Source organism: Paraburkholderia sp. SECH4 (assembly GCF_030511745.1).
Classification (GTDB): domain Bacteria; phylum Pseudomonadota; class Gammaproteobacteria; order Burkholderiales; family Burkholderiaceae; genus Paraburkholderia; species Paraburkholderia madseniana.
Map to the genome: position 1 here is coordinate 1 of NZ_JALOCP010000063.1, position 24,990 is coordinate 24,990.

Genomic DNA, 24,990 nt, shown 5'->3' on the forward strand with positions numbered 1-24,990 from the left:
CGCTTTGCTCAACTTTGCGACGCCATCTTTAAGCGGTTTTACACCACCGGCAACACACGTGGCTCGCACAGCGGCCGAATGCGGTAATGCAGGCCGTGAGCGCAGCGATGCGATGCGATGCGATGCGCAGGTTGGAGGCCACTAGCGGTCTTTCGCAACAAGTTTGAAGCGATAGTCGCCCGTTTCACTATTGCCGACACGCACCCGCCGGCGCGGCGCCACGAGTTCGGCCAGCCGTGCGGGTTTCCATCCCGATCGCACGAGGATCATGCGAAGCGCTGAGACCATCAGGAGCAGACGGTCATCGTCCATCTCAGCGTCCTCGCAGTGTTTGACAAAGGGTGAGAAACATGACTCCGGGATGTCTTCCAGGCGCTCAGGCAATGCGCCGCGCTGTTGCAGGTACGCCTGGAAAATCAGCCATAGCGGCATGACCAGGGTGCGTACCGTCTCGCCTCCCTGGAGCCCATCAAATGCAGCCTCAGCGTCTTGCTCGATCGTAGTCTTATGCATGGTGCTTGCCTCAGGATGCGCGGGCACGACCATCGTGCGTCGCAGTGTCAGATAACGGGTGAGCCTCGCGCGGCGCACCCCCGTGGTGTTCGGCACCACCTGTCCCCTCACCAGCCCGCCGGTTCTTGATATGGGCCTGCCAGTGCGATCGTGCGGGCTTGCGCCGGGTGCGTGGCGGGGGACGGAACCGGTCGGCCACCTGATCTTTTGGTATGCCAACCAGTTTTCCGTTTTTCAGGATCTTTTCGAATCGTGGAAAAAGGCTCAGAAGATAGGTCCGCAAAGTGAAGCGGCAACGATCCGGACCATGTCCCAGATCCCCGCTTATGCCCATCAGCACCTCGAGTTCTGGCACGCCCTGGTCGAGGTCCTCCGTGGCCTTGGTACAGCTATACGTGTATCTGAGCGCGTGTCCAGAAATCTCGCCCTTGAGGCCAATGATCCGATAGAGCGCCTTGAGACGGTTAAGCGAGCCCTCCCGGTTCTTGCGCCGCCCCTGGATGAGTCGCCCGCCATGCGCGCGGCAATAGCGGGCGGCCTCCTGCAGCAACGCCACGGTCTCATCGCGCTTCTGTTCAATGATGCGGGTGCGGCGCGGCCGCCCTCCCTTGGCCCCCCTGCGCACGGGCAACGCCCTGGCACCGTTAGCCAGCAGTCGCACCCACCTGTCAAGATCGCACGCGCTACGCAGCGCCTCGACCCGGCGCAGGCCCAGCAAAGCCTGGATACGTACCAGCAGGTAAAGGCCCATGTCAGCAGCGCGCGCGCGCTCATTCACGTCGCCCAGTTCCTCGTCGGTGAGTGGCCTTTTCTTCCCGTCGCGGCAACGCGTTGCCACCCCCAGGACCTTGTTGGTAACGTGATCAAGATTGCGACCCGCGCGTTTCATCACGACCCGGATTTCAGTCGCGCGGTTACGCACGGTCGACGGCTTCAGTCCGCGCCCAATGCAGTGCTGGAGGTACAGCATGACGAACGCGACGGGTATGTCCCTGACACGACGGGGCAGCGTCCCGTGCTGGTGGAGAAACCGGATAAATTCCTCCCAGACATCCCCAGTGTTCTTCCAGCTCTCAAAAGCGCCCTGGGGGCCACGTCGGGTCTCGCAGGCTTCGTGCGTCAACTTGCCTTTTCTGCTCATTTGAAGCCTCCTTTCGAGTGGCTCGATGCGGGCACGCTGGCGCGCGGTCGTCGTAGCCTGTGAGAACATCCCGTCAAAACGCCCGACGCACGCCGTGTGAGCGGGCGCATCCGGTCCTGCAACGCCCGTCCCATGCGGGCCCCATCGTGTGATGCGACAGGTGAGACGCGGCCGCGCGGCGACACGCTGTGCCGCACAGGGCGGCGGGGTACAACACGGTAAAACGTCATGCAACCTCCTCGTTAGGAATGCCGCACATGCGGTTAGCCGATGCGACAAATTTTGGGCGGCGCCCTGGTTTGTGCCCAACAGGCGCGCCGGCATCCGGACCCGGCACGATCCAGTGATGAACGTGCCGCTCCGGGCGCTGCAAAAGGGCCTGCGTGATTGGGAAACTCCCTGCGCGCCGGCGTCATCTGACATCGTTGCGCAGGAAATTCAGAGTCCCGTTAAGCTGAGGGAACCGGTGCGGGACCGGCTGTGAATCTGGACTCTTTTTTGGTTGCAGATATTGAGAGCCGCGAGGGTGCGCAGGAGCGGCACGGGCTCTGCACGCGCGTTCGCAAGGCGCACGGGTGCAGCAACGGGCTCATTGAATGCCCTGACAGCAGGCATGTTTGACGACTGCGCAAACGCGCAACGCCGGATGGACAGGCAACGGGCAGACGCTAAACCGGAGTTCGGCGCACACTTGCGTTGTTGCGGTCAGGCGTTGCAGACAGTCGGATTGAGTGGATTACAGGGCTAGCCGCAAGAAAACGCCAGTGGGCGTGGGACGGCCAGCCTGATTGCTATGCCCTCGGATCGAAGGCAATACTCAGGCAAGGTGAAATGCCTGGTGCTCGCGGCGCTCGCGTGCGCGACTACGCCGGGATGATTTCGGAACAGGGATGACTTTCAGATTGGAGAGCGTGGACCAGCCGAAGTGCCGGACGGCACAACCGCTTTCAGCTCCCCGGACTGACGCCCGGAGTGCATGATTGCCTGCTGCCAGCATAACAACTCGCGTATCGACGAAAAACGTCGCGATCTGCTGCATTTGCTGTTTCACGCCCGGTTGCCCCGGGGCCTGGTGCGTCAGTGGACGTGAGACGGCCAGCCTGATTGCTATGCACTCGGATCGAAGGCAATACTCAGGCAAGATGAAATGCCTGGTGCTCGCAACGCTCGCGTGCGTGACTACGCCGGGATGATTTCGGAACAGGGATGGCTTTCAGATTGGAGAGCGTGGACCAGCCGAAGTGCCGGACGGCACAACCGCTTTCAGCTCCCCGGACTGACGCCCGGAGTGCATGATTGCCTGCTGCCAGCATAACAACTCGCGCATCGACGAAAATCGCCGCCGGCTGCCACGTTTGCTGTTTCATGCCCGGCTGCTCGGGGCCTGGTGCGTCAGTGGACGTGAGACGGCCAGCCTGATTGCTATGTCCTCGGATCGAAGGCAATACTCAGGCAAGATGAAATGCCTAGTGCTCGCAACGCTCGCGTGCGTGACTACGCCGGGATGATTTCGGAACAGGGATGACTTTCAGATTGGACAGCGTGGACCAGCCGAAGTGCCGGACGGCACAACCGCTTTCAGCTCCCCGGACTGACGCCCGAAGTGCATGATTGCCTGCTGCCAGCATAACAACTCGCGTATCGATGAAAAACGTCGCGAACTGCTGCATTTGCTGTTTCACGCCCGGTCGCCCGGGGCTTGGTGCGGCTGCCTGAATGCAGGCGACAGGGAAAGCTTGCTCTGCTATGTCGGCCATTAAATACGATCGTGGCACTTTGCGCAAGCGGAATATCTCGACATTCGAGCAGTACCTCCGGACTGGCCACCCGGTGCACAGGCGCGCGCCCCTCCAGGGTTGCTGCGTCTGCGCTTCCAGTCCGCCTTCAGAGGCTTGTCAGCCGGATCAGGAGCGGGGGCAGCATGCGGATAGCGAGGCGAGCCAGTCAGCCAGCCAGCCAGCCAGCCAGCGGGCGAGCAGGTCACATGATTCAGCCCCGGTCCGTTGTATTGACGCAACGAGGCTACCCCCTTGCAGCGGCGTCGCGTAGCGCGAATTCCGCGTGGGGCACAAGACGAAAAGAAACAACGACCTTCGCTTCGTGCAACGCCTCTCTGGCAGCCGACGCGGCGTTAGCACGATCTGCAGTTGACTGACATAGCCTCCCCGCCTGCGGCGCGGCCGACCACGCGCCGCGAACCCCAGAAATTCAGAGCACACGAATACGTGTAACACATGTATACGCGTTACGCTCGCATCGATTCCGGATGGAGGCCCCCCTCATGGCTGAAACCGTAAATTTCACCGGAGCAGTCGATCGCGACCTGCTCAAGCGCGCCAAGATTCTTGCTGCCAGGTCGGATACGTCCGTGAACGCACTGTTCAACACCGAGCTGCGCTATCTGGTCGAGACGTTCGAGGCAGCGGAAGCCAGCGGCAACCAGAACTTGCGCACCCTGCTCGATTTCTCGCTCGGCCGTATCGACGACAACCAGGCGATGGAAGCGCTGGGTATCGACAGCGACGAAGACCTGCTCCTGCTCATGGCTCAGGCCCACCTGCCGATGCCGCACACTTACCTGAATTGAGCACACGGAGCATGGTCGATGACCTGAAAGCGCTGCGCAAATAGCAAATGGCAGCGGGCACAAAAATTACCCTCCGTCCCGATGCGGCGCCGTTGATCACGCTCGCCTATGCCAACGCGCTCGACCTGCTGCTGAAACCCGGCTGGTCAATCGAACTGGTCGACATAGCGCTGCACGAGCTCACGCGCAACGAGACGCCGACGAGCGCACGTATCGCCGCGTGGGCACGTGACCGTAGCGTTCCGATTGTCCAAACGAAAGTCCATCGCCACTACGCGCAGTCGCGCACTGCTCGACCCGGCCGCAGGGCGAATCTCGGCGAACTCGCGGTACAGGAAGCAATGAACGGGTTCGGCCTTGCTGCCGAACGAACCGGCGTCTTTCTGTTCGAGGACCACAAGGTCGCCCGCGCGAGCTGCCTGTTGCTGGGTAACTGCCGTAAGGTCTCAACCCGCGTAGCGCCAACTCTGGATTGCAAGGCGACACGCTTCCGGTACTGTCTTCAGCCCAGCGCGAAGCTGCTGCGCAACGCGGTACGCACATCCTCCGCGGTGATCACCGCAGTGCCTTCGCGTAGGTGCCGCACGGCTGCGGCGTCAATGGTTCGCTGCAACACCGCGTCAGCATCCGCAATCGAATGGCCTTTCAGACCGGCGACAGCGCAGTCCATCGTGTGGCGTGAGATGGCGAACACGTCGCCCGCCATGATCCTGAAACGCATGCGGACGTAGGACGCCAGGGCTTCATGCCCTGGTACCGAGAACGCGACCTTCTCTTCAAATCGCCCGCCACGAAGCGCAGCCAGGTCGAGCGCGTCCTGATGGTTCGTTGCGCAGATGTACAGAACGTCCGGCACCCGCCCGTGCGCACCATCCAGTGTCGTCAGCACCTTGTTTGTGACCGGGGCGACGCCTGACATACGGCGCTCGCCCAGCACATCGTCCGCCTCGTCGATGAAGATGATCGCGGGTCGCAGGTCCTTCGCGTCGCTGACGAGCCTGTCCCACGCGCAAGGGTTCGCGAGCAGTTCGGCTCCCGTCGTCTTCAGGAACGCGTACCCACTGGCTTTAGCGAGCGCCATGGCCGCCTGTGTCTTGCCAGTACCCGGCGGCCCGTAGAACAGCACGCCGCGCGGCAGGCTGCCGCCGAGCCGCTCGAGGCCGTAGGCGTGTCGCAGCCTGAAGGCGAGATCATGCAGATCGTTGCGCGAGACATCCGGCATGATGATTTCGTCAATCGGCTTGACGTTTTCAGGAAGCCTGCCTTTCGAGCCCTGTAGGCGTCGCATCGCGCGCATCGCAACATCAAAGGTCAAGCTGCCTTCGCCGATGACGCCCTCACGACGCATGTCAGCCAGCTCGCGCCCGACCGATGCGAGCCGTGCGGCGCTGAATCCCTCCCAGCGCGCTGCGAGATTTGCGAGCATCGGTGCGGTGAGCGCATGGAAACCCATTGCTTCGCCTACCGAGCGACGCAGTAAGGCCTTGCGGGCTTCGAGATCTGGCGGGGGCGCTTCAACCTTGAAGTCAAACCGGCCTTCGCGAATCGCCGCGCTATCCAGTGCGGCGATGTTGTTTGTCGCGGCGACCAGTACGATTCGCGTGCCGCGCAGGCGTACGATCTCAGTGAGCATCACATTCGTGAGGTCCCGGTCCATGTGGTGTGTTCCGTCCCCGCGGGGTTTGACGTAGCTATCAAATTCATCGATGAAGAAGACCCCGTTGCCGAGCTCCAGTGCCTGGGCGAATGCAGCCTTGACCTTCGCCGGCGTCTCATTGATCCACTTGCTTGCGACCGAACCGTAGTCGAGCGCGAAAAATGGCACGCCCAGTTCGCCTGCGAGCGCCTCCGCAAACATGGTCTTGCCGTTGCCGGGCTCTCCGAACAGGAGGATGCCATTGCGCGCGCGCTCCGGATTTCCGATAACTTCGCGTGCGGCACCCAGCAATCTCGCTTTCGTCTCAGCCATCCCGACGATCTGGGAGAAATCGAAACGCGGTTGCGCGACGAGTTCGTCAAAACTGTAGGCAGGTTCAGCGGTACGAACCGGATCACGGGCGGACGCCGGCGCTACTGGCTGCGACGGCCGCGTTGGTGACGTTGCTCCGGGAAAGACAGCCTGGAAGTAACTGTCGCGCCAGGCGTCGGGGATGTTTGCCCTGCGGGTTGACGGCGAGAGCGGGCGGGCCCGTCGGTACCGGACGCCTGCCACCAGCGCGAGCACCAGACACCCGGCAAACGCCGTCAGCCAAGGGCGATCCAGATGGACAAGAGATTGAAGAACCGCCAGCCCGAGCATGAAGAGGGCGATGCGCCGAACGAAGTGATATCTGTGATACAGGAACCAGAACAGCGCCGCCAGCGCGACAACGACGCCCAGCATCAGGGGCCGGTTTCTGGCATGCATCAGCTTCCCTGAAGCGAGTTCATGCAGGATCGCGTGTGCCCAGCCATACAGCGCTGTCGCAAGCACGAAATGCAGGACAAGTCCGGATACAGAACGGACAAGGTGTCTCATGGTTGCTCCTGGTAAAAGTGGAAAGGACGTCGGATGGTCAGCGCAGCCACGGCTGCAGGAATTCCTCGCACGCGTCGTGGATGATCCTGCGCACGACCTCCTCCCACTCGTGCCGGGTGCAATACATCGTGAACAGCATCTCGATGCCTAATATCGTCGCACCGGTCCTGATCATCGACATCAGGGCCGACACGGCTCCGTATGCGGCGGAGCCGAAGAGCAACTGCAACTGCTCTGCTCCCCACACCGCGGCAAAACATGGGACTAGCACCGTCAGGTACGGACCAGCCAGGCCGATGGCACCCAGGGTGTTCAATAGCCAGTGGAAATACCACGGGATTTCTGCGTAAGCCGGGTCAATGAAGTTCAGACGGGACTGAGGACGATTGCTCTGCATGACGTTTCTCCTTGATGAATGGGACAGGTGGTTCGTTCAGATGCGAAGAACACAGACCCATCGTCGCGCACGAAAAGGCGGATGCAAGTCGGCGAATCGGGACGCGCAGGAACGGCTCTGTGGATGGACGACCGCGAAAGGCGCACGGTGAGCGGATATTGGAGATGGAAATGCGGCGTGCGCACGCGAAGGATCGCGGCGCGGATGACGCAGAAGGGAAACTCGGGAGGGGACCGGCGGAAGGAATCGTGAGGCGAGCCGCCCACACCGTCTCGGGCGTGGGCGTAAAGCGGATGGCAGACTACATCTTATTTTCTACTACGCAGCCATCGCGCGACGACGACCAAGGGCTGGACGTAATCAAGGAATATGGCAAGACATTCTGTCCAGAAGACGTGCCAGTAGGATCGAAGGTTTCCCATGTGTGTTTCCTCGCTTGAATTGGTGAGAATCATTGCGTGGCGCGACAGCTAACGGGGTTGTCCGTCGCACGTCTTCTCACAGCGTTCGAGACAATCGTGCTGCACCGCATCCGACGTTGACAGTGCGGGAGGGGAATGCACGATCCATAAGCATATGGCGACGACGCCACTGCTCAACGTCGCCGTCGCGATGGCGAGCAATGGAAGACCGATATTGCCGTTGTCGTATGGAAAGAGATATTGAGCTAGTTTTCGTAAAATATTCATTCGGATTCCATTTTATTGAGTGTTGAAGTGAGACTATTGCGCGGCGGAAGAGACAGATAACCGACGCAATGCCAGTCTCTCTTCTGAATAACTGAACGCAAACGTCACGAGTGCGTGTTGCCGAACGCCTGATTTCAGATCAGCAAAGCACGCGGCCGGATAAAATGAACCTACTTTTTGCGGCTGCAGGTCAGGCGGCACGCTACGGCGACTGGTAGCTTGATGCACTCCATGAAGAGGGCGAAATACTCGCCCCAGAACACGCGCCGGTATCTGTGGAGATTGGTCATCGGGTTACCTCAATAGTGACGGACCGCAAGGCGCAGTCCAGTGATGGAAATGAAGATCGCATTCCTTAATCGTGAGCGCCGTGCGGGCTAAAAGAAAGTCGTCTCTTCACCCCGCCTGCCGCTCACTTTGCTCAAAGCAGGTGCCGCGTGTCATGTGCCGCTTGATCAGTGACGGTGGCGCATACGTCACCCGGCCGCCGATAACAGCGACACGACGGACAAACCGCCGTAGCGCACGATGCCCTTGTCGGGCGGAAAGAGATGTTCAGCAAGTCGTTTTTTCATTTTCGTGAGGATTCCAGTCTGGTTGATGTTGGTTGATGAGCGTGAATCTGCTGATACAGCCAGCGCAAAATCGCGAGCCAAGTGTCAGGGAAAATTCAGCGAATGCAAGAAGACGCCTCATTTACACGATGAGCCATCGGGCACAATGCGAAAACCGAGGCTTCGCGGCGTTGAATGCAGTCGGCGGATCGCCGCGAGGCCTATCGAGCACTACCGCAACATCCTCGTCAGTCTGCTGACCTTGCTCGACGTGATGCGCGCTCGATGTGAAGCAGTTTGTGTCCAGTTCGTCAGCGACCGTTTATGACGTGCCGAAGAGCTCGCCGGCCGATGGGTCGTTTCCGCTGTCCGCGACCAATCCATATGGGCAATCAAAGCTGATCGCCGTGCAGGTGCTGCGCGATCTGGAAATCTCGGACCCGAGCTGGCGGATTGCGACGTTGCGTTACCTCAATCCGGTGGGCGCGCATGATAGTGCTTTGATCTGCGAAGATCCGGCTTGAATTCCGAACAATCTGATGCCGTATGTAGCGTAGATGGCGTTTGGCAAGCTCAATAAACTACGGGTTTTCGACGGCTAGAATGAAACGCCAGATGGCACGGGCGGGTATAACTATATTCACCTGGCGAATGTGGCGCGCGGACATCTGGCCGCGCCGGATGCGCTGGATGCTCTGGTCAAAGCGTGACGCTAATTTAGCAACCTCGGGCACTAGTCGGCACCCTGGCGGCACCTGGCACGGCGAGTGCACGAAAGTAAGGTCGACGCGTTGAATCGGTTCGGCGTTTCACCTCAACAATTCAGGTTCGAAGACAGGCTCGGACAGCGATCAACGCCCGCGATGCCGTGCGCCCGTTCAAACAACGTCATACTCTGGTACAGCTGTTCAGGTGCACGCTATTGCCTGCACAATTGGCGCGAGGCGCCGCTCCAATGGCGCATGCGGCCGCGATAGCGTTTCTCTGGACGACACCGACGTGTGCGAACGCGCACTGGCTTCAATCTGCGACGTTTCCCGAGTCGCTGGCGATACGGAAGCCGGCTCATACGCTCCAGCCGAGCGCGAATTCGCCGATGCCAGATTGCAAGCACTTCCGGCGGAATGGATGCGGCGATATAGCCCGTTACGCCAGCGTCTGTCACCTTGATGACCTCCGCGCCGTTGGAATGAAAGATGAAACGTTTGATTTCCATTTTGTGGTCCTATGAGAATAGCGATCCGTCGCCACGGTGCGCAGCTTGCGAAATTGCCCATTAAGTCAGGAGATCTGATGCCTACGATCTAGCTGCTGCCGCTCGGTCCACCTACGTCTTCGACGCAAGGACAGGTCAAGGATCGCATGGGGTCCCCGAAACGCAAGTCGGGGCTCGCACTTGGATGAAGGAGCGGAGCTGCGCGATACCGTGAAGTGAATTCCGGATTGACAGTCAGGGAGCCTCCTGCGATGACAAGGCGTTCTCACTTGCCGCACTTCGTCACGCCCTCTAGCGGCCTTTACGAGAAGAACATCACCCCAAGTGCATCAATTAGCGCTCGCGCAAATACTCCGGCCAGCGAGCATACGTTGAGTCGGCGGGTGCCTTACGCGTCACGGATCTAATGTTCTCGATCGGCATCCAGTGCGCGCCGCATTCGAGCTGGGAAACGATATCCCAATATTCGTTCTCGATCGCGAGGCACTGGGCTGCGCGCGCGCCATCCGTAATGGCGTAGAGTCGCCATTGGGCCGGCCACTGGCTCTCGCCTTCCAGGCGGAAGCGCAGTTGCCCATCGATAAGGATGTTGAAAGTGCCTGGACCGTCAGCGACTGCTTGAATGCGGTCCGTGTACCGCTGGCGAGTTGTTCGCCCAGTTGAGAAGAGACGGCGAGGAGGCAGTGACATGGAAATCTCTGTAGATTGAAGAAGTATCCTCAGTCTCCTATGAGCACTTCGTCATGCAAGTGGGGAAAACGGTCGAATAAATGTCCGTTTGCCTGGCGCTCCGCCATGTTCCAGAGATGTTGTGTGCGTCACCGACAAATCGCCGAGGTTTGGATCCGACGGCGCGTGATTCTGTCAAACGATGTCTTTGCAGTCATGGCTCAAGCAACATCGGCAAGTAGAACGACCTCTACTGAATTGCGAGGCCCCGTCGCCGGCCCTTCCAGCGATTTCGTCGCCGGAGTCACTTCTTCGACGGACGCCGCATTGCGCTGCGCGAGTTCGTCGATCTGGGAAGCGGCCCTGTTCCCCGGTCGTTCCCGTCGCCCTACCCCAACGCGGACGCCTCAGTGCCGTCCGTCGCGCGAGTAGCGTCATCGACTGCGCTCATGGTTTCGTGAATCGTCCTCGGCGCTTTGGACAGGCGCGATGCGGTCCGACATCCTCGCCGCCGAGCCCGAGCGCGGCGCGAGACTGCGCAGTTCCGCCCACCACCGCGAGACCGCGCCGCGTTCACCGGCAGGCGCCGCTTTCGGGCTGCATTCGAGGCCAGAATACCGGCTTGGCAGAGTGGCGTCAGAACTTAAATGGCCTGAACAGATGAGATGCTTTTAGGTAGCGATGCACGACTGCGACTACCGGAATCCAATGACGCTCGATCAGGTGTGGTCAACACTGACGGGTTCCCATCAAGCCGAAACACCGCAACGGCGTCGCGCAAGACGGCCGCCTCCTCTTCCAGCGATTTCGCCGCTGCCGCAGCCTCTTCGACGAGCGCGGCATTGTGCTGCGTAACTTCGTCGATCTGTGAGACCGCCTTGTTGACCTGCTCGATCCCGTCGCTCTGTTCGAGCGCTGATGCCTCGATCTCATTCATGACGCCCGTGACGCGTTGAACCGCGTCCATGGCTTCGTGAATCGTCTTCTGTGCGTCGGACACGAGCGATGCCCCCTGTTGTACCTTGGTGGCCGATTCGCCGATCAATTCCTTGATTTCCTTCGCAGCCGAGCCGGAGCGCTGCGCGAGGCTACGCACTTCCGAGGCGACAACGGCAAAGCCACGCCCCTGCTCCCCCGCGCGGGCTGCCTCGACGGCCGCGTTCAAGGCGAGGATGTTGGTCTGAAAGGCGATCCCCTCGATCATGCCGATGATCTCGGCCACCTTCCTCGACGACTCGGTGATCCCATCCATCGTCTCAGTGACACGCGACACCACGGCGCCACCACGCGTTACCGTATCTAACGCACTCTGCGCCAACAGGTTCGCCTGCTTCGCGTTATCCGCGTTCTGCTTCACCGTCGCCGACAACTGCTCCATGCTCGCCGCCGTCTGTTGAAGTGCCGCCGCCTGCTGCTCGGTGCGCGACGACAGGTCGGCGTTGCCCGAGGCGATCTCGTTCGCGCCTTGCGTAATCGCCGTCGTGCTGCCGCGCACCTTCGCCACCGTCTCGACTAGGCCGTCGCGCATCTTCGTCAGCGCGCTCAACAACTGGCCCATTTCGTTGCGCGACTTGCTTTTGATTGAGATCGTCAGGTCACCCGCGGCAATGCGCTCAAAGTGCTTGATGGTCGCATTGACGGGCTTGATCACCGCTGCCGACAGACCGACCCGCGCCATCACACCGATCACAATGGAAATCGCGCCGATCCCCGCGAACAGTAGCGTCGCAAGTTGGAACCGCTGCGCCGCCGTCTCGGCCTGCTTGCGCTGGCTGTCCGTCTGCAAGCGCTGCAGCGCGTCGATGGACTTCGAATAGGTCGCGTAGAAGGCGTTCGCCGTTTCGCCCTGGATGTTGCGGAAGGTATTGAAGTCGAAGTCGGTCAGCGCCTTGAATTCCGGCTCGATCGCCTTATCGACGAGCGCACTTCGCGCCTGCTCGACGTTCTGCGCGAGCTTCTTCTCGTCGTCGCTTGCGAACGGACCGGCCATGTAATTGGCGAAGTCATTGTTCGACTCGACCAGCACCTTGTGCGCGGCCGGCAACAGATCGTCGGTCTGCTTGCCGACGCTGAAGAGCGTCTGATAGGAGCCGAGCGCGAGCTGCACTTGCAGCAGCTTCTCGGAGCTCGCCTTCAGGTGCGACAGTGCCACGGCGCTGTGCTGCGTTTCGTCGAGGCTGCTATTCGCGAGCTTGAGCGCGCCGTAGCCGACGCCGATCACGGTCAGCAGGAAAACGACGAATACGCTGATCACTAGCGTCAGGCCGCCACGAATGGTGATGTTGTTAAGCATTGGGTCTCCGGAACGTCTCATTGATCGGCGGCGAACCCCGTGATGCGTCGGCGATCGTCTTTTTCGCCGGCAACTTACACTTCACCGCATCCATGTTAACGACCTTCCGGAGACCTCGTTAAATAGGTGGAATCCATGACAGGCAAGACTTTGCGGACGATTAAAGCTTCACTATCTGGGATTTTCCGCGTGTTCGGCGCAAACGCTGCTTTTCAGGACGCCATGCGTTTCGTTTGTATAATTCGGCGTCTTCGCTCAGGCCCACTTTCATGCTTAGTTTTGCGCTCGGCTTCCTCGTTTCACTGCTGATCACGCTGTTGATCGTGCGCTATGCGCATTTGCATGAAAAATTCTCGACCGATACCGATCTGGCCGGCGTGCAGAAATTCCATGTACGCCCGGTGCCGCGCATCGGCGGGGCCGGAATTCTGGTCGGGTTGATCGTGTCCGCCGTGCAGTTGCATCATGCGTATCCCGCCGTGTCAGGCGGCATCCTGGGGCTGATCGCGTGCGGCATGCCGGCGTTCGGTTCGGGATTGGTCGAGGATCTGACCAAGCGCGTCTCGCCGCTCGCACGGCTCGTCTGCACGATGGCGGCCGCCGCTCTCGCCTACTTCCTGCTGAATATCGCTGTGACGCGCATCAGCGTGCCGCCGCTCGACTTCCTGCTCACGTATGCGGTGATCTCCTGTGCGGTCACCGTGCTGGCCGTCGCGGCGCTCGCCAACGCGATCAATATCATCGACGGCTTCAATGGCCTCGCTTCGATGGTCGCGTTCATGATGTTCGCTTCGCTCGCTTATGTGGCGTTCCAGGTGTCCGATCCGATCGTGCTGTCGGCGTCGTTCATGATGATGGGCGCGGTGCTCGGCTTCTTCATCTGGAATTTTCCGGCGGGGCTGATTTTTCTTGGTGACGGTGGCGCGTACTTCATCGGCTTCATGCTCGCCGAGCTGTCGATCATGCTGGTGATGCGCAATCGCGATGTGTCGGCGTGGTATCCGGTGCTGCTTTTTATGTATCCGATCTTCGAGACCTGCTTCTCGATCTACCGGAAGAAGTTCATTCGTGGGATGTCGCCTGGGATTCCCGACGGCGTGCACCTGCATATGCTGGTTTATAAGCGGTTGATGCGCTGGGCGGTGGGGGCTAGAACGGCGCGGGAGTTGACGCGGCGGAACTCGTTGACGTCGCCGTATCTTTGGTTGCTGTGTCTGATCGCAGTTGTGCCGGCGACGTTGTTCTGGCGGCATACGTTGCATCTGTTTTGCTTTGTGGTGGTGTTTGCGGCGACTTATGTGTGGCTGTATATGAGTATCGTGCGGTTTAAGTCGCCGAGGTGGATGGTGGTGAGGAAGGGGTCACGTCGCCGTTGACTCATTGTCCACAACCGCCGTGCCGGGTCGAAGGTTCTCCAGCGCGAGGCGCGGATGTGGATAAGCCGCGGAACCTGGCGAAGTCTGTAACAGTGAAATGAGGGATCAACTGATTCGGGACGGCATTTCGTATGCTATGCGGCACTATTTAAGACGCTATAGAACACCCGATAAGACCTATCTCGTGATGATGCCGGCAACCAAAACGGTTCCGGCCTCACGGTGTGGAGACGTCCGACCTCAAAAATGACTGACTCCCACTACGCCACCGTGATCGCGATACTGGCGGCGCTGGCAACCTGTGCCGACAAGGCCGACCGCGCAGCGCGCGTTCCTCCTCAATAGCAAAGGTCACGACAACGCCGTACGAGCAGATCAGACGCCGCCGATTCGCGGGCGTTGCGTTCCATTTGACGCGACGGGAGTACGAGCGGTAGGCATGCTTTGCAGCATCGGCGCCATCGTTGTCTGGTACTCCGGCACCCACCGGCGAAGATCGCGGCGCACTTGGTCGTCGGCAAGGACGCGCTGCTGCATAAGCCACGGCAACAATTCGTCGAGCAGATGATCCGGCACTTCGCGTGCGCGTGCGATACGCAACTTCGGATGCGGCGTGCGGGTCGTTGTTTCGTCGTCCGCAAGCAGTTCTTCGTAGAGTTTTTCGCCCGGACGCAACCCGGTAAACACGATCCGAATCTGTTCCTCGGTATACCCGTGAAGACGAATCAAATCGCGCGCGAGATCGGTAATTCGTACAGGCTCGCCCATGTCCAGAATGAAGATCTCGCCGCCGTGCCCCATGCTGGAAGCCTGAAGCACCAGTTGCGACGCCTCTGGAATCGTCATGAAAAATCGCGTGATTTCCGGGTGTGTCACCGTGATAGGACCACCCTTCCTGATCTGCTCCTCGAATTTCGGAATCACACTGCCCGCGCTACCTAGCACGTTACCAAAGCGAACGGTCTCGAACTGCGTATGTTCGCTCGTTTGCTGCAATGCCTGGCACGCCATTTCCGCGAGCCGCTTGCTCGCGCCCATCACGTTGGTCGGGTTGACGGCCTTGTCGGTCGAGACCAGTACGAAATGCTTGACGTTGTGACGGATGGCCGCGCGCGCCACTCGGTAGGTGCCAAGCACGTTATTGCGCACCGCCTGCCACGCGTTCAGCTCTTCCATTAACGGTACGTGCTTGTAAGCCGCGGCATGAAAGATGATATGCGGCGTGTATCGCGATACCACCTGATCGAGCAACAACGAATCTTTTGCATCCCCAACAATGGGGATCACGGAGATGTCTGCGAAGCGGTCGCCAAGTTCTTCGGTCAGCCGATACATCGCGAATTCCGACAGATCGAACGCAACCAGTTGAGCTGGGCCGAAGCGCAGGATCTGTCGGCACAACTCCGAGCCGATCGAACCGCCCGCTCCCGTAACCATGACGACGCGGCCTCGCAGCAACGCCTCGACATGCGGCGTGTCGATCGTCACGGCGTCGCGACCCAGGAGATCTTCGAGATCAATCTGACGCACGCGCGACAAAAATGCCTCCCCCTGCGTGAGCGCGGTGAGTGCGGGTAGAACCATCGCACGCACGCCGGCGTCCAGGCAAAGCGAGGCGACACGGCGTTGGTTTTCAACGGATGCAGAGGGGATCGCAATAATCGCGTGTTCAGCGCCGAATTTTGCTGCCCACCGCGGCAAATCGCTGATCGCTCCGAGCACCTTGTATCCGTAGATTTCGCGCCCCTGCTTGGCCGTATCGTCATCGAGCAGGCCGACGAGACGCCATTCGCTCGAGCGCGACAGTTCACGGGCGAGACTCGCACCCGCGCCGCCTGCACCAAGGACAAGCACTGGTTTGCCTTGAGCAACGAGGCCACCATAAAGATAGAACTCTTTCGCTGCACGGTAGAGGGCACGAGGGCCACCCATCGCAAGGAACAAAAGCAGAGGTGACGCGATCAGCACAGAGCGCGGAATGATGGGAACGGGTTGCACGACCACCGAAAGGACCATGATGGTTAGCGCTCCCCACCCAACCGCCTTGGAGATGCGTATCAGGTCGGGCAAGCTGGCGAATACCCAGATACCGCGATATAGGCCGAACAGCCGAAACATCAGACCATAGGCGGGAAGAACCCAGTAAAGCGCCCTCATCGCGCCAGCCCAGAACTCGGCCGGGACTGGCCCATTAAACCGAATCATGTATGCGCCGAGCCATGCACCCATGACCGCGCACAAATCGAAGATGAAGGCAATGAACGATATCCATGATGATTTATGTCGAAACATCGGGACCACACCTCCTATTGCTGCCGTTCAGAAACAATGCCGACGAAGGCCGCTAGATGTGCAGTGCATGTGCACACGGGAAATCGCGCACGAACGGGGCACACCTATAAAACCCAACGGTCCAGCATCTGCAAGGCGTTGATTATGCCGTGGAGCCCTGCCAGAAGCCAATTTTATGGCTGCCGCACACTGGCCGCGGTACGCCTGCAAGGCAGAGTGCCCACGACAACGTGGGTGGGGTCAGAACGACTAGCAATGTAGAACCACATCTGCCATGCGTGATATCAGCAATTTTCAGGCCGCGAACCGATGACCCAATATGCGCCCTACGGAGAATTACATAGTACGCTTGCGGCCCATATGCGAAAGTTGAATATTGTCAGATTAGAGAGACCGCGCCGCCTGCATGTTTGCGCGGCACCACTTGATACGGAGCGCAAGCGTGGCCCGCAACGATAGAATTCGAGTCACCCATGTCGAGCAACTGTCAGCAAACTGGAATACGCTCGAAAAAGTCAGTTTTGACTACGTCCGCGCCAACGGCGAGATGCAACCGCTGGCGCGCGAGATCTACCACGTCGACGACGGCGCCACTGTGCTCTTGTACGATGCCGCGCGCAGGACCGTGATTCTCGTGCAGCAATTCCGTTTGCCGGCCTATCTGCGTGGCGCTCCGGGCTACCTACTGGAAACGCCCGCCGGGTTTCTCGATGGTGCGGATCCTGAGGCGCGCATGAAGCAGGAAGTCGAGGAAGAGACCGGCTACCGGATCGCTTCAATGCAGAAGGTTTTCGAAGCGCTCATGGTGCCTGGATGCGTCACCCACGCAGTACACTGTTTTGTTGCCCCATATACGCCACAAGACAAGGTCAGCGATGGTGGCGGACTCGTGTCAGAGGGCGAGGACATCGAGGTAGTCGAACTGTCGATAGACGATGCGCTATCCATGATAGGCCGGGGCGAAATCACCGACGGCAAGACGATCATGCTGTTGCAATACGCAGCGTTGAACCTGCTCCAGAACTAGCGCTTTGCCGGGCTCCGCGCGAGCAAGGTAGAATCCTACGTTTCCACACGGTCATTGCGGGGAACAAGAAAGTTCGCCAAGAGCGAGCTGCGCCCGGCGTGAAGTTGTTCAATATTCACAGGGACAGAGAGCCTATGGGCATCATCTTGCGCGTTCTACCCACCGTATTACTTGTCGCTTACAGCCAGGTGATCGTCAAGTGGCGCGTCATTGGGTTGCCTGCCAGCCAACATACTGGCTTGCTCAGGTATCTCGACTATCTGCTTGATCCCTTCATCCTGTCCGCGTACGCAGCCGGCCTGATAGGCTCATTGGCCTGGCTGAGCGCCGTTTCAAAACTGCCGCTCGGCCAGGCATTCCCGATGTATCAGGGCCTCACGTTCCTTGTCGTGGTGGCCAGCAGCACAATTTTGCTCGGCGAACCAATGAATCCCCCAAAATTGCTCGGTGCGGCGCTCATTCTTGCGGGCGTGGCCATCGGAGCTCAAGGATGAGTTCGGATGTGGCCACTAATGCCACCACCTCCGAATCGCTCTTGCGCGCGCTACGCGAACTGGTGCGCCATGAAGCCCCTGACCTCCTGGAAACTTTCGACGGATATGCGGGTGAAGTCCGTTTTGGCCACGCACTGATTGCCGATGACCTTGCACGGTTGCCGAGCGGAGCCAATATTCTCGAAGTCGGCGCGGGCTCCCTGATGCTCAGTTGTGTGCTGACCAGCGAAGGATATGCAGTCACAGCTTTGGAGCCAGTGGGCAGCGGTTTCTCGCATTTTGCGAGACTCCAGTCGATCGTCGCGGGCTACGCTACCCAACAGGGCATTCTTCCGGAACTGATGCCCTCATCGGGCGAAGAACTCGACGCAGTGGACCGCTTCGACTATGCGTTCTCCGTCAATGTCATGGAGCACGTAAACGACGTTGCTCTGGTGCTGGAGCGGGTGCACGCGTCCCTGCGGCACGGCGGCACGTACCGGTTTATGTGTCCGAATTACGCCTTTCCCTACGAGCCCCATTTCAATCTGCCAACACTGCTAAACCGGACTCTGACCGAAAAATTGATGTGGCGGTGGATTGTCCGCTCAAAGAACGTCCTAGACCCGATGGGCACGTGGCGCTCGCTCAACTGGATTACCGTGCGCAGTGTCCGGCACATCTGCCGCCAACGGCTGGCGACGGAAGCCGTGTTTGACCGACTCATCTTTCAAACCTTTCTTTCCCGCGCACTGTCTGACGAGGCGTTCAAAGCGCGTCGGGGTCCGCTGCTCCGCGGGATGATCGCGGGGCTTCAGCGTAGTGGCCTGCTCGGCCTTACCCTGCTGATTCCCGTTGCACTGCTGCCAGTCATGGACTGCCGCGTTACCCGTCGATGACCACCGCTGCGGCAGGTTATAATTTCATATTGCGCCGAAGCGGTGTTTCGCACAGCAAGATCGACTGCTTGTGATGCTTTTCGCGCCGACCTGGCCCGCTGGGCACCGACATATTTCAGCCAATTGAAAACCTCTCAGCGCAGCGTTGCGATTGTCCAGTCGTGTTATATCCCATGGAAGGGCTATTTCGACATGATTGGTTCGGTTGACGAATTCATCCTCTACGACGACATGCAATATACGCGTCGGGACTGGCGCAACCGAAACCAGATCAAGACTGCCCAAGGCCTGTTGTGGCTGACGGTTCCCGTGAAGGTCAAGGGCAAATATTTGCAGACCATTCGCGAGACAGAGATCGACGGCCAGCGCTGGCGCGCCGATCACTGGAAAGCACTGCAACAGAATTACCGGCGTGCGCCATATTTCGAGCAGATCGCCAAAGTGCTGGAACCGTATTACCTGGAGCGCGAGTTTACCCACCTGTCCGAACTCAACCGCGCCTTGACCGAGGCAATCTGCACGCTGCTGGGTATCACAACAACGCTGAAGTGGAGCTGGGACTACACACTCGCTGAAGGCAAGACCGAGCGACTCGTTGATCTGTGCCGGCAAGCCGGCGCAACGATTTACATCTCGGGCCCCGCTGCGCGCGACTACATCGAGCCAGGATTGTTCGAAGCGGCGGGTATCGAGCTTCGTTACTACGATTACACCGGATATTCCGAATACCCGCAGCTCTGGGGCGAGTTCCAACACGGTGTCAGCGTGCTCGATCTGCTTTTCAATTGTGGCCCGGATGCACGTCAGCACATGAAGTTTCCCAAGTTGCCATCGAACCAGCCAGGCCGATCATGAACGACTTACTTTCGTCCGTCGCACACTATTACACGGACAAGATTCAGCGCTTCGGCAGCGAACCTCGTGGTGTCGACTGGAATGGCCGCGAAGGCCAGGTGCTGCGATTTGCCCAGCTCTGCAAAGTGCTAGATCCGGACACCCCCTTTTCAGTGACGGACGTGGGGTGTGGTTACGGCTCGCTTCTCGATTTCCTTGAAACTCATTTCGAACGCTGTGACTACGTCGGCGTCGACATATCCGATGCCATGATCGGCGCGGCCACTCAACTCCACGCAGGCAAGGCGCACGCTCGCTTCGAACTCGGCACGCGGCCATCGCAGCCGACAGACTTCGCGGTCGCAAGCGGAATTTTCAATGTCAAGCTGAATAGCAGCGACAGCGAGTGGCGTTCGTATATCGAAACGACGCTTGAGAACATGCATGAGTTCACGAGCAGGGGTTTTGCCTTTAACTGCCTGACAGCGTATTCCGACCAGGACAAGATGCGGCCTGATCTCCACTACGCCGATCCTTGCGAGTTGTTCGACATATGTAAGCGTAAATATTCCCGCAACGTGGCTTTGCTGCATGACTACGGCTTGTACGAGTTCACCATTCTCGTGAGGAAATGACCGATGACTGAACCGCAAACGCCGCTTGTCATATTCGGTACGGGCCAGATCGCTGAGCTTGCGTGGTTCTATTTCACTCACGATTCGGCTTACCGGCCTGTTGCCTTCACAGTGGACCGCGCATTCGCCGACCGCGATACGTTTCATGGTCTTCCAGTGGTGCCCTTCGACGAATTGCCGCAGCGGTATCAGCCGCAGGACGTGCAAATGTTCGTAGCGCTCAGCTATGCGAAGGTCAACGCCGTGCGCACCCAGAAGGTTAAAGAAGTGCGCGAGGCCGGCTACCGTTGTGCCAGCTACATCAGCAGCCGGGCGACCGTCTTCCCTGACTTCGCCGCTGGCGAGAATTGCTTCATTCTCGAAGACAACACCATCCAGCCGTTCGCGCAGATTGGCGACAACGTCACGTTGTGGAGCGGAAATCACATCGGTCACCACTCGGTGATCGAAGACAACTGCTTTATCAGCTCGCACGTCGTGATTTCTGGCGGTGTACGGATTGGAGCACGCAGCTTCATCGGCGTGAACTCCACCATCCGCGATCACGTGACGATCGGCGAGCGTTGTGTCATCGGGGCAGGTTCATTGGTGGTCGCGGACGCGGAACCGGAAGGCGTGTACTCCGCGCCGCCTGCCGAGCGCTCGCGCGTGCCCAGTTCAAGACTGCGCAACATCTAGGAGCCACGAAGATGCATTGGCGAAAGCTTGGCAAGGTGTTTTGCGCCGCTGGAGAACATCCGTGGATGTTGACGCACGCCGCCAATCCCGTCGCGGAATGGCGGCACGGCAACGTCTTTCGCGTCTACTTCAGTGCGCGCGATGCGCAGCGCCGCGCGCACATCGGTTACGTCGACATTGACTTGGACGCCCCGCAGAATATCTTGTCCCTGTCGGACGCGCCTGTAATCTCTCCGGGCGAAACAGGACTGTTCGACGACAGCGGGACCTCGATGGGGTGCCTCGTGCATCACGATGGCAAACGCTACCTGTACTACCTTGGCTGGAACCTCGGCGTAACGGTACCGTGGCGTAACTCGATCGGTCTTGCAGTCAGCGAGGGGCCGGATTCGCCTTTCGTCAAGGCCTCCCGGGCGCCGGTCATGGACAGGAACGACGCAGATCCGTTCTCGATTTCGTATCCCTGGGTGTTGGTCGATGGCGACCGCTGGCGCATGTGGTACGGATCGAACCTGTCGTGGGGCACGGGCACCCGGCAGGAGGAGATGAGCCATCTGTTCAAGTACGCCGAGTCGGACGATGGCCGCACCTGGCGGCGCGACGGCGCAATCGCGTTGCCTTTCAAGGACGAAACCGAGTACGCGATGTCTAAGCCGACCGTCGTGCGTGATGCGGATCTCTATCGCATGTGGTATTCGTACCGCGGTCACGCCTATCGCATTGGATACGCGGAATCACCCGACGGCGTCGCCTGGACCCGACGCGACGAATTGGTCGGAATCGGCCCGTCCGAATCCGGCTGGGACGTCGACACTGTGTGCTATCCGTGCGTGTTCGATCACGCCGGAGAGCGTTTCATGCTGTATAACGGCAGCCGCTATGGCGACACCGGGTTCGGCCTGGCTGTACTGGAAAAGTAACGCAATGAGTGGAGCAAATTGCTGCGGTGGCGCGGGGTCCACGCTATCGCCAACATCGAACGAACGGGTCGCCGACAATGCAGTGGCGGCTGAACGCGCGAGCGGCGCCGCCACGGCCTATGCATCGTCGAACCCGGAAATCAGCGTGGTCGTTCCGTCATATGGCTGCCTGGCGTGTCTGGAAGCGTTGTGCGCGCGACTCGACACTGTGCTTCGTGCGCTCGTGCCGTCATACGAGATTGTCATCGTCGACGATCGCAGCCCCGACAACTCCTGGCCGTTGATCGAAGCATTAGCGACACGCTATGCGGCCGTCCGCGGAATCCGGCTGAGTCGAAATTTCGGGCAGCAAATCGCTATCACCGCTGGGCTTGAGGCTGCGCGCGGCAACTACGTCGTGGTGATGGACTGCGACCTGCAGGATCCCCCCGAACGAATTCCCGACCTCTATAACGAAGTCAGGAAGGGTTTCGATCTTGTTATGGCGAAGCGTGTCGAGCGCACCCACTCCGCCCTGCGGGTGGTTGCCGCTCGAGCCTACTTCGCTCTCATGGGCCGACTCACCGGTGAGTCTGTGGACGGCGGGTACGGCGCGTTCAGCATACTCTCGCGCAAGGTGGTCGACGCATTCCTTCGCTTCGGTGAGCGCGAGCGACACTACATACTCATTCTCCGCTGGCTCGGTTTCAACAGCGGCACGATAGAGTATGCCCATGGCGATCGTCACGCAGGTCGTAGTTCCTACAACGTATTCAAACTGGTAAAGCATGCGTTCGGCGGAATGTTCTTCCACACCAGCGTATTCTTGAACTGGATCATGTACATGGGACTGTTTTTTACGGTCGCAAGTTTCGGCACCGGAGCCTACTTCATTTACCGGCATCTGACCTCGTCGTCCTTGCCGGGATGGACCAGCCTGGTAGTCGCCATTCTCTTCTCCACCGGGCTGATCCTCGCGAGCCTAGGTGCGGTGGGCCTTTATATCTCGCGCATCTTTGACATGGCGAAGGGGCGGCCGCTCTATGTGGTGGATCGCGAGTGCGGATCGGAAGCCCATACTCATGCTGAGCCGCAAGGCTGATGCCGCGCGGGCCGGACTGCGCGAGCCTCGAACAACACTGGAACCCGATTTATGACGCTCGATGCGCGCTCTGATGCATATCAATCCGCGCCGCATGATAGTGCGAGGATACGCACCACTGTCTGGCGCGACACGTTTGAAATGCTCGCTCTCTCCACTGGCCTGTGGCTAGCGCTTTTGCTTCCCACCATGGTCGGAAGCGCGGACGTCACCCCTGCGCGCGCCATTGCAATTTTTCTGATCGCCACACTGTCCATTGTCTCGGGGCGGGCAATCAGAGTCTGCATCCGTCTGCCAAAAGAACCTGGCTTCGCGGCTGCCTTCGAAGTCGTCATCGGCTTTTGCGCATCGAGCCTGTTACATCTGACTACCACGGCGCTGTTCCGCCTGACTGCCGACTTGGCGCTGCTGGTCGACATCGCTGTCGTCGCCGCATTTTTCCTGGTTAGCCAAAAGCGCGAGCGTGTCGCTCAGCGATCAGGTGTTGCGGTGTCTGCAGAGCCCGCACGAAACGGCCGCACTGTTCTCGTCGACGTTGCCATGCTGATCGCGATATCCGCTCTCGTCACGGTCTGGACTCGTGACGCTCTCGCAGCGGTTCGAGAAGCTCATGCGTCCGGCGTCTTGCGCGTATGGAGCGATTTTCTTCTCCAGGCTGCAGAAATCAAATACCTGGAAAGCTATCCAGCGTTTCATGGTCAGTCGTTATTTCTGGCCGGTAGCCCGCAACCGATATATCACCGCGCGAGCTACGCGCTCTCGGCCATCTATGCGTCGATCGCCCACGAGCCCATCCTGGATACAGCGACTTATTTCTGGATGCCTACGGGTATCGTATTGCTCGGGATGGGTGCATACGGTCTTGGTTGTGCGCTTGGCGGGCGCATAGCCGGCGTCGTATCCGCTCTAGCGTTGTTTCTGCTTCCCGATGCTTCAATGTACGGGTTGCACAATGGCTATTTCGCGTTCCATTGGTTGATACAGGTCGCACCAGGATCCGGTTATGCGCTCGCGCTCGCTCTTATCGGCCTTGCCTTATATGTACGCGGCGTCCTCGACTCAAGCGGCCGACTGATTGTGATCGGCGCCGCTCCTGTGCTGGCGTCGGCTGTTTTTCGTGTACACATTGCCATCCCCGCCGTTGCGACGTTCATCGTCATGATGCTGTTGGCGTGGCAACCGAAGCGACCATGGCACAGATTGGCTACAGTCGCGCTGCTGCTTGTTGCCGCCGCAGGCGCCGCGGTGGTCAGCGAACACGTGGCGCTTGCACCGCACTTTCTGACGGCACAGCGCGATGGACTGCGCTACATCGATGCGGTGCATGCCGCCACACCTATCGCCTATGAGGGGCTCTACGCAAAGTGGACTACCGGCGACACCGATCTCCAAAAAGGTGCCATTGGATACGCTCTGCTGCTCGTGGCGGAGTTAGGCGCGCTACTCCCGTTGCTGCTGATTTACGTATTCCAACAGATTCGCTCTACGTCGGGCCGGTGGCAAATCTATGTGGTGCCGCTCGTGCTGCTCTGTGTCCATTGCGCTATCACATTCCTGATGCCCACCGCCAGCAACGGCGACATTACGGAGTGGAGTCACCGCTCGTTTGTGCTCGTGTATGCGGTGTTGCTGATCTACATTGTCGCCTGGGCGACGTCTCTCCTGGCAGCCGCCGGAGCACGGAACTCACACGTCCGCTCCCTGACGCTCGCGGGCTCGATATTGCTGGTCTCTGGAGCAATCGTGCCCTGGCATTTCGGTAAAAATGCGCAGTATGGCTCCCTGCGCGACGGTCCCACTGCATGCGCAACGGCAATTTCCGACGACATGTTCAAGACCACTGATTTCATTCGCGCCCACGCGGACCGTGGCGACAAACTCCTTATGTCGAATAACGACCCGCTGGCGCTCGGCGTGGCGCTCACCGGTCTAGCGGAATTTGTATCGCGGGAACCGCTCTACAGGGCACTGGGTGGCAGCGTTGCAGCAATGGCTGCTTCCCGGGTTGCCGAAAATGGCCAACTGAGCGGAATCGAAAATTTCGACGAACTGAAGGCCTTTGGACGCAAAACCGGAGTGCGCTGGTATCTGCTGCAACAAGGTGACATGCCTCGCTGGCCGGCACCTTTGCTTGACCGGGCAGCATTTGTGAGCGGCAATATGCGTGTGTTCGATTTGCAGCGATGATGCAAAGCGAA

19 protein-coding genes and 1 pseudogene are annotated in these 24,990 nt (G+C 59.5%); 12 read left to right on the plus strand and 8 right to left on the minus strand.

Going from position 1 to position 24,990, the window contains the following annotated elements:
- Nucleotides 1-141 precede the first annotated feature (141 nt).
- On the minus strand, nucleotides 142-513 hold the full coding sequence (locus tag M0D67_RS39745; RefSeq protein WP_266242985.1) for a hypothetical protein: 372 nt from the start codon (nucleotides 511-513) through the stop codon (nucleotides 142-144).
- A 10-nt stretch (nucleotides 514-523) separates the two neighbouring features.
- On the minus strand, nucleotides 524-1,654 hold the full coding sequence (locus M0D67_RS39750; RefSeq protein WP_266242987.1) for an integrase domain-containing protein: 1,131 nt from the start codon (nucleotides 1,652-1,654) through the stop codon (nucleotides 524-526).
- 2,281 nt (nucleotides 1,655-3,935) lie between these two features.
- Between M0D67_RS39750 and M0D67_RS39755 the strand changes: the two genes are divergently transcribed.
- Entirely contained in the window at nucleotides 3,936-4,241 is a 306-nt protein-coding gene (locus tag M0D67_RS39755) for a hypothetical protein (RefSeq protein ID WP_266242989.1), read from the plus strand.
- Between the two features lie 146 nt (nucleotides 4,242-4,387).
- Here M0D67_RS39755 and M0D67_RS39760 read toward each other — a convergent pair whose 3' ends face one another.
- From M0D67_RS39760 to M0D67_RS39770, 3 genes are all read right to left on the minus strand, one after another.
- Nucleotides 4,388-4,639 carry a hypothetical protein gene (locus M0D67_RS39760; protein WP_266242991.1) on the minus strand — a complete coding sequence of 84 codons (252 nt, stop codon included), beginning with the start codon at nucleotides 4,637-4,639 and terminating at the stop codon, nucleotides 4,388-4,390.
- Nucleotides 4,640-4,743: 104 nt separating this feature from the next.
- On the minus strand, nucleotides 4,744-6,648 hold the full coding sequence (locus M0D67_RS39765; protein WP_266242993.1) for an AAA family ATPase: 1,905 nt from the start codon (nucleotides 6,646-6,648) through the stop codon (nucleotides 4,744-4,746).
- Between the two features lie 148 nt (nucleotides 6,649-6,796).
- Complete coding sequence (locus M0D67_RS39770) at nucleotides 6,797-7,156, minus strand: hypothetical protein (protein WP_266242995.1); 360 nt, start codon at nucleotides 7,154-7,156, stop codon at nucleotides 6,797-6,799.
- A gap of 1,425 nt (nucleotides 7,157-8,581) precedes the next feature.
- Here M0D67_RS39770 and M0D67_RS39775 point away from each other — a divergent pair.
- A pseudogene (locus tag M0D67_RS39775) lies at nucleotides 8,582-9,091 on the plus strand (NAD-dependent epimerase/dehydratase family protein); the annotation flags it as partial.
- Nucleotides 9,092-9,948: 857 nt separating this feature from the next.
- On the opposite strand, the gene M0D67_RS39780 reads toward M0D67_RS39775, so the two are convergent.
- Together M0D67_RS39780 and M0D67_RS39785 are read right to left on the minus strand one after the other, a co-directional pair.
- A complete protein-coding gene (locus tag M0D67_RS39780; RefSeq protein WP_266242997.1) occupies nucleotides 9,949-10,305 on the minus strand; it encodes a hypothetical protein in 357 nt (118 codons plus the stop codon).
- 622 nt (nucleotides 10,306-10,927) lie between these two features.
- Complete coding sequence (locus M0D67_RS39785) at nucleotides 10,928-12,577, minus strand: methyl-accepting chemotaxis protein (protein ID WP_266242999.1); 1,650 nt, start codon at nucleotides 12,575-12,577, stop codon at nucleotides 10,928-10,930.
- Nucleotides 12,578-12,846: 269 nt separating this feature from the next.
- On the opposite strand from M0D67_RS39785, the gene M0D67_RS39790 reads away from it, so the two are divergent.
- Nucleotides 12,847-13,953 carry a glycosyltransferase gene (locus M0D67_RS39790; protein WP_266243001.1) on the plus strand — a complete coding sequence of 369 codons (1,107 nt, stop codon included), beginning with the start codon at nucleotides 12,847-12,849 and terminating at the stop codon, nucleotides 13,951-13,953.
- A 375-nt stretch (nucleotides 13,954-14,328) separates the two neighbouring features.
- Here M0D67_RS39790 and M0D67_RS39795 read toward each other — a convergent pair whose 3' ends face one another.
- Nucleotides 14,329-16,245 carry a nucleoside-diphosphate sugar epimerase/dehydratase gene (locus M0D67_RS39795; protein ID WP_266243003.1) on the minus strand — a complete coding sequence of 639 codons (1,917 nt, stop codon included), beginning with the start codon at nucleotides 16,243-16,245 and terminating at the stop codon, nucleotides 14,329-14,331.
- 406 nt (nucleotides 16,246-16,651) lie between these two features.
- Between M0D67_RS39795 and M0D67_RS39800 the strand changes: the two genes are divergently transcribed.
- The 9 genes from M0D67_RS39800 (at nucleotide 16,652) to M0D67_RS39840 (ending at nucleotide 24,979) form a co-directional block, all read left to right on the plus strand.
- Nucleotides 16,652-17,272 carry an NUDIX domain-containing protein gene (locus M0D67_RS39800; RefSeq protein WP_266243005.1) on the plus strand — a complete coding sequence of 207 codons (621 nt, stop codon included), beginning with the start codon at nucleotides 16,652-16,654 and terminating at the stop codon, nucleotides 17,270-17,272.
- A gap of 134 nt (nucleotides 17,273-17,406) precedes the next feature.
- Nucleotides 17,407-17,766: an EamA family transporter gene (locus M0D67_RS39805; RefSeq protein WP_266243007.1), complete on the plus strand. Its 360-nt coding sequence runs from the start codon at nucleotides 17,407-17,409 to the stop codon at nucleotides 17,764-17,766.
- A complete protein-coding gene (locus M0D67_RS39810) occupies nucleotides 17,763-18,644 on the plus strand; it encodes a bifunctional 2-polyprenyl-6-hydroxyphenol methylase/3-demethylubiquinol 3-O-methyltransferase UbiG (RefSeq protein WP_266243009.1) in 882 nt (293 codons plus the stop codon). The genes M0D67_RS39805 and M0D67_RS39810 overlap by 4 nt, the downstream gene beginning before the upstream one ends.
- Nucleotides 18,645-18,767: 123 nt before the next feature.
- Nucleotides 18,768-19,499: a WbqC family protein gene (locus M0D67_RS39815; RefSeq protein ID WP_266243057.1), complete on the plus strand. Its 732-nt coding sequence runs from the start codon at nucleotides 18,768-18,770 to the stop codon at nucleotides 19,497-19,499.
- Entirely contained in the window at nucleotides 19,496-20,113 is a 618-nt protein-coding gene (locus M0D67_RS39820) for a class I SAM-dependent methyltransferase (RefSeq protein ID WP_266243011.1), read from the plus strand. The genes M0D67_RS39815 and M0D67_RS39820 overlap by 4 nt, the downstream gene beginning before the upstream one ends.
- A gap of 3 nt (nucleotides 20,114-20,116) precedes the next feature.
- Entirely contained in the window at nucleotides 20,117-20,791 is a 675-nt protein-coding gene (locus tag M0D67_RS39825) for an acetyltransferase (protein WP_266243013.1), read from the plus strand.
- 11 nt (nucleotides 20,792-20,802) lie between these two features.
- Nucleotides 20,803-21,711 carry a hypothetical protein gene (locus M0D67_RS39830; protein WP_266243015.1) on the plus strand — a complete coding sequence of 303 codons (909 nt, stop codon included), beginning with the start codon at nucleotides 20,803-20,805 and terminating at the stop codon, nucleotides 21,709-21,711.
- Entirely contained in the window at nucleotides 21,671-22,792 is a 1,122-nt protein-coding gene (locus M0D67_RS39835; protein ID WP_266243016.1) for a glycosyltransferase family 2 protein, read from the plus strand. Before M0D67_RS39830 ends, M0D67_RS39835 begins: the two co-directional genes overlap by 41 nt.
- A gap of 51 nt (nucleotides 22,793-22,843) precedes the next feature.
- Nucleotides 22,844-24,979: a hypothetical protein gene (locus tag M0D67_RS39840; RefSeq protein WP_266243017.1), complete on the plus strand. Its 2,136-nt coding sequence runs from the start codon at nucleotides 22,844-22,846 to the stop codon at nucleotides 24,977-24,979.
- Nucleotides 24,980-24,990: the final 11 nt, after the last annotated feature.

Bases quoted from the DNA above. Each gene is read 5' to 3' on its own strand.
- M0D67_RS39745 (WP_266242985.1), bottom strand. From the start codon at position 513: ATGCATAAGACTACGATCGAGCAAGACGCTGAGGCTGCATTTGATGGG.
- M0D67_RS39750 (WP_266242987.1), bottom strand. From the start codon at position 1,654: ATGAGCAGAAAAGGCAAGTTGACGCACGAAGCCTGCGAGACCCGACGT.
- M0D67_RS39755 (WP_266242989.1), top strand. From the start codon at position 3,936: ATGGCTGAAACCGTAAATTTCACCGGAGCAGTCGATCGCGACCTGCTC.
- M0D67_RS39765 (WP_266242993.1), bottom strand. From the start codon at position 6,648: ATGCATGCCAGAAACCGGCCCCTGATGCTGGGCGTCGTTGTCGCGCTG.
- M0D67_RS39770 (WP_266242995.1), bottom strand. From the start codon at position 7,156: ATGCAGAGCAATCGTCCTCAGTCCCGTCTGAACTTCATTGACCCGGCT.
- M0D67_RS39780 (WP_266242997.1), bottom strand. From the start codon at position 10,305: ATGTCACTGCCTCCTCGCCGTCTCTTCTCAACTGGGCGAACAACTCGC.
- M0D67_RS39785 (WP_266242999.1), bottom strand. From the start codon at position 12,577: ATGCTTAACAACATCACCATTCGTGGCGGCCTGACGCTAGTGATCAGC.
- M0D67_RS39790 (WP_266243001.1), top strand. From the start codon at position 12,847: ATGCTTAGTTTTGCGCTCGGCTTCCTCGTTTCACTGCTGATCACGCTG.
- M0D67_RS39795 (WP_266243003.1), bottom strand. From the start codon at position 16,245: ATGTTTCGACATAAATCATCATGGATATCGTTCATTGCCTTCATCTTC.
- M0D67_RS39800 (WP_266243005.1), top strand. From the start codon at position 16,652: ATGTTTGCGCGGCACCACTTGATACGGAGCGCAAGCGTGGCCCGCAAC.
- M0D67_RS39805 (WP_266243007.1), top strand. From the start codon at position 17,407: ATGGGCATCATCTTGCGCGTTCTACCCACCGTATTACTTGTCGCTTAC.
- M0D67_RS39810 (WP_266243009.1), top strand. From the start codon at position 17,763: ATGAGTTCGGATGTGGCCACTAATGCCACCACCTCCGAATCGCTCTTG.
- M0D67_RS39820 (WP_266243011.1), top strand. From the start codon at position 19,496: ATGAACGACTTACTTTCGTCCGTCGCACACTATTACACGGACAAGATT.
- M0D67_RS39825 (WP_266243013.1), top strand. From the start codon at position 20,117: ATGACTGAACCGCAAACGCCGCTTGTCATATTCGGTACGGGCCAGATC.
- M0D67_RS39830 (WP_266243015.1), top strand. From the start codon at position 20,803: ATGCATTGGCGAAAGCTTGGCAAGGTGTTTTGCGCCGCTGGAGAACAT.
- M0D67_RS39835 (WP_266243016.1), top strand. From the start codon at position 21,671: ATGGCGACACCGGGTTCGGCCTGGCTGTACTGGAAAAGTAACGCAATG.
- M0D67_RS39840 (WP_266243017.1), top strand. From the start codon at position 22,844: ATGACGCTCGATGCGCGCTCTGATGCATATCAATCCGCGCCGCATGAT.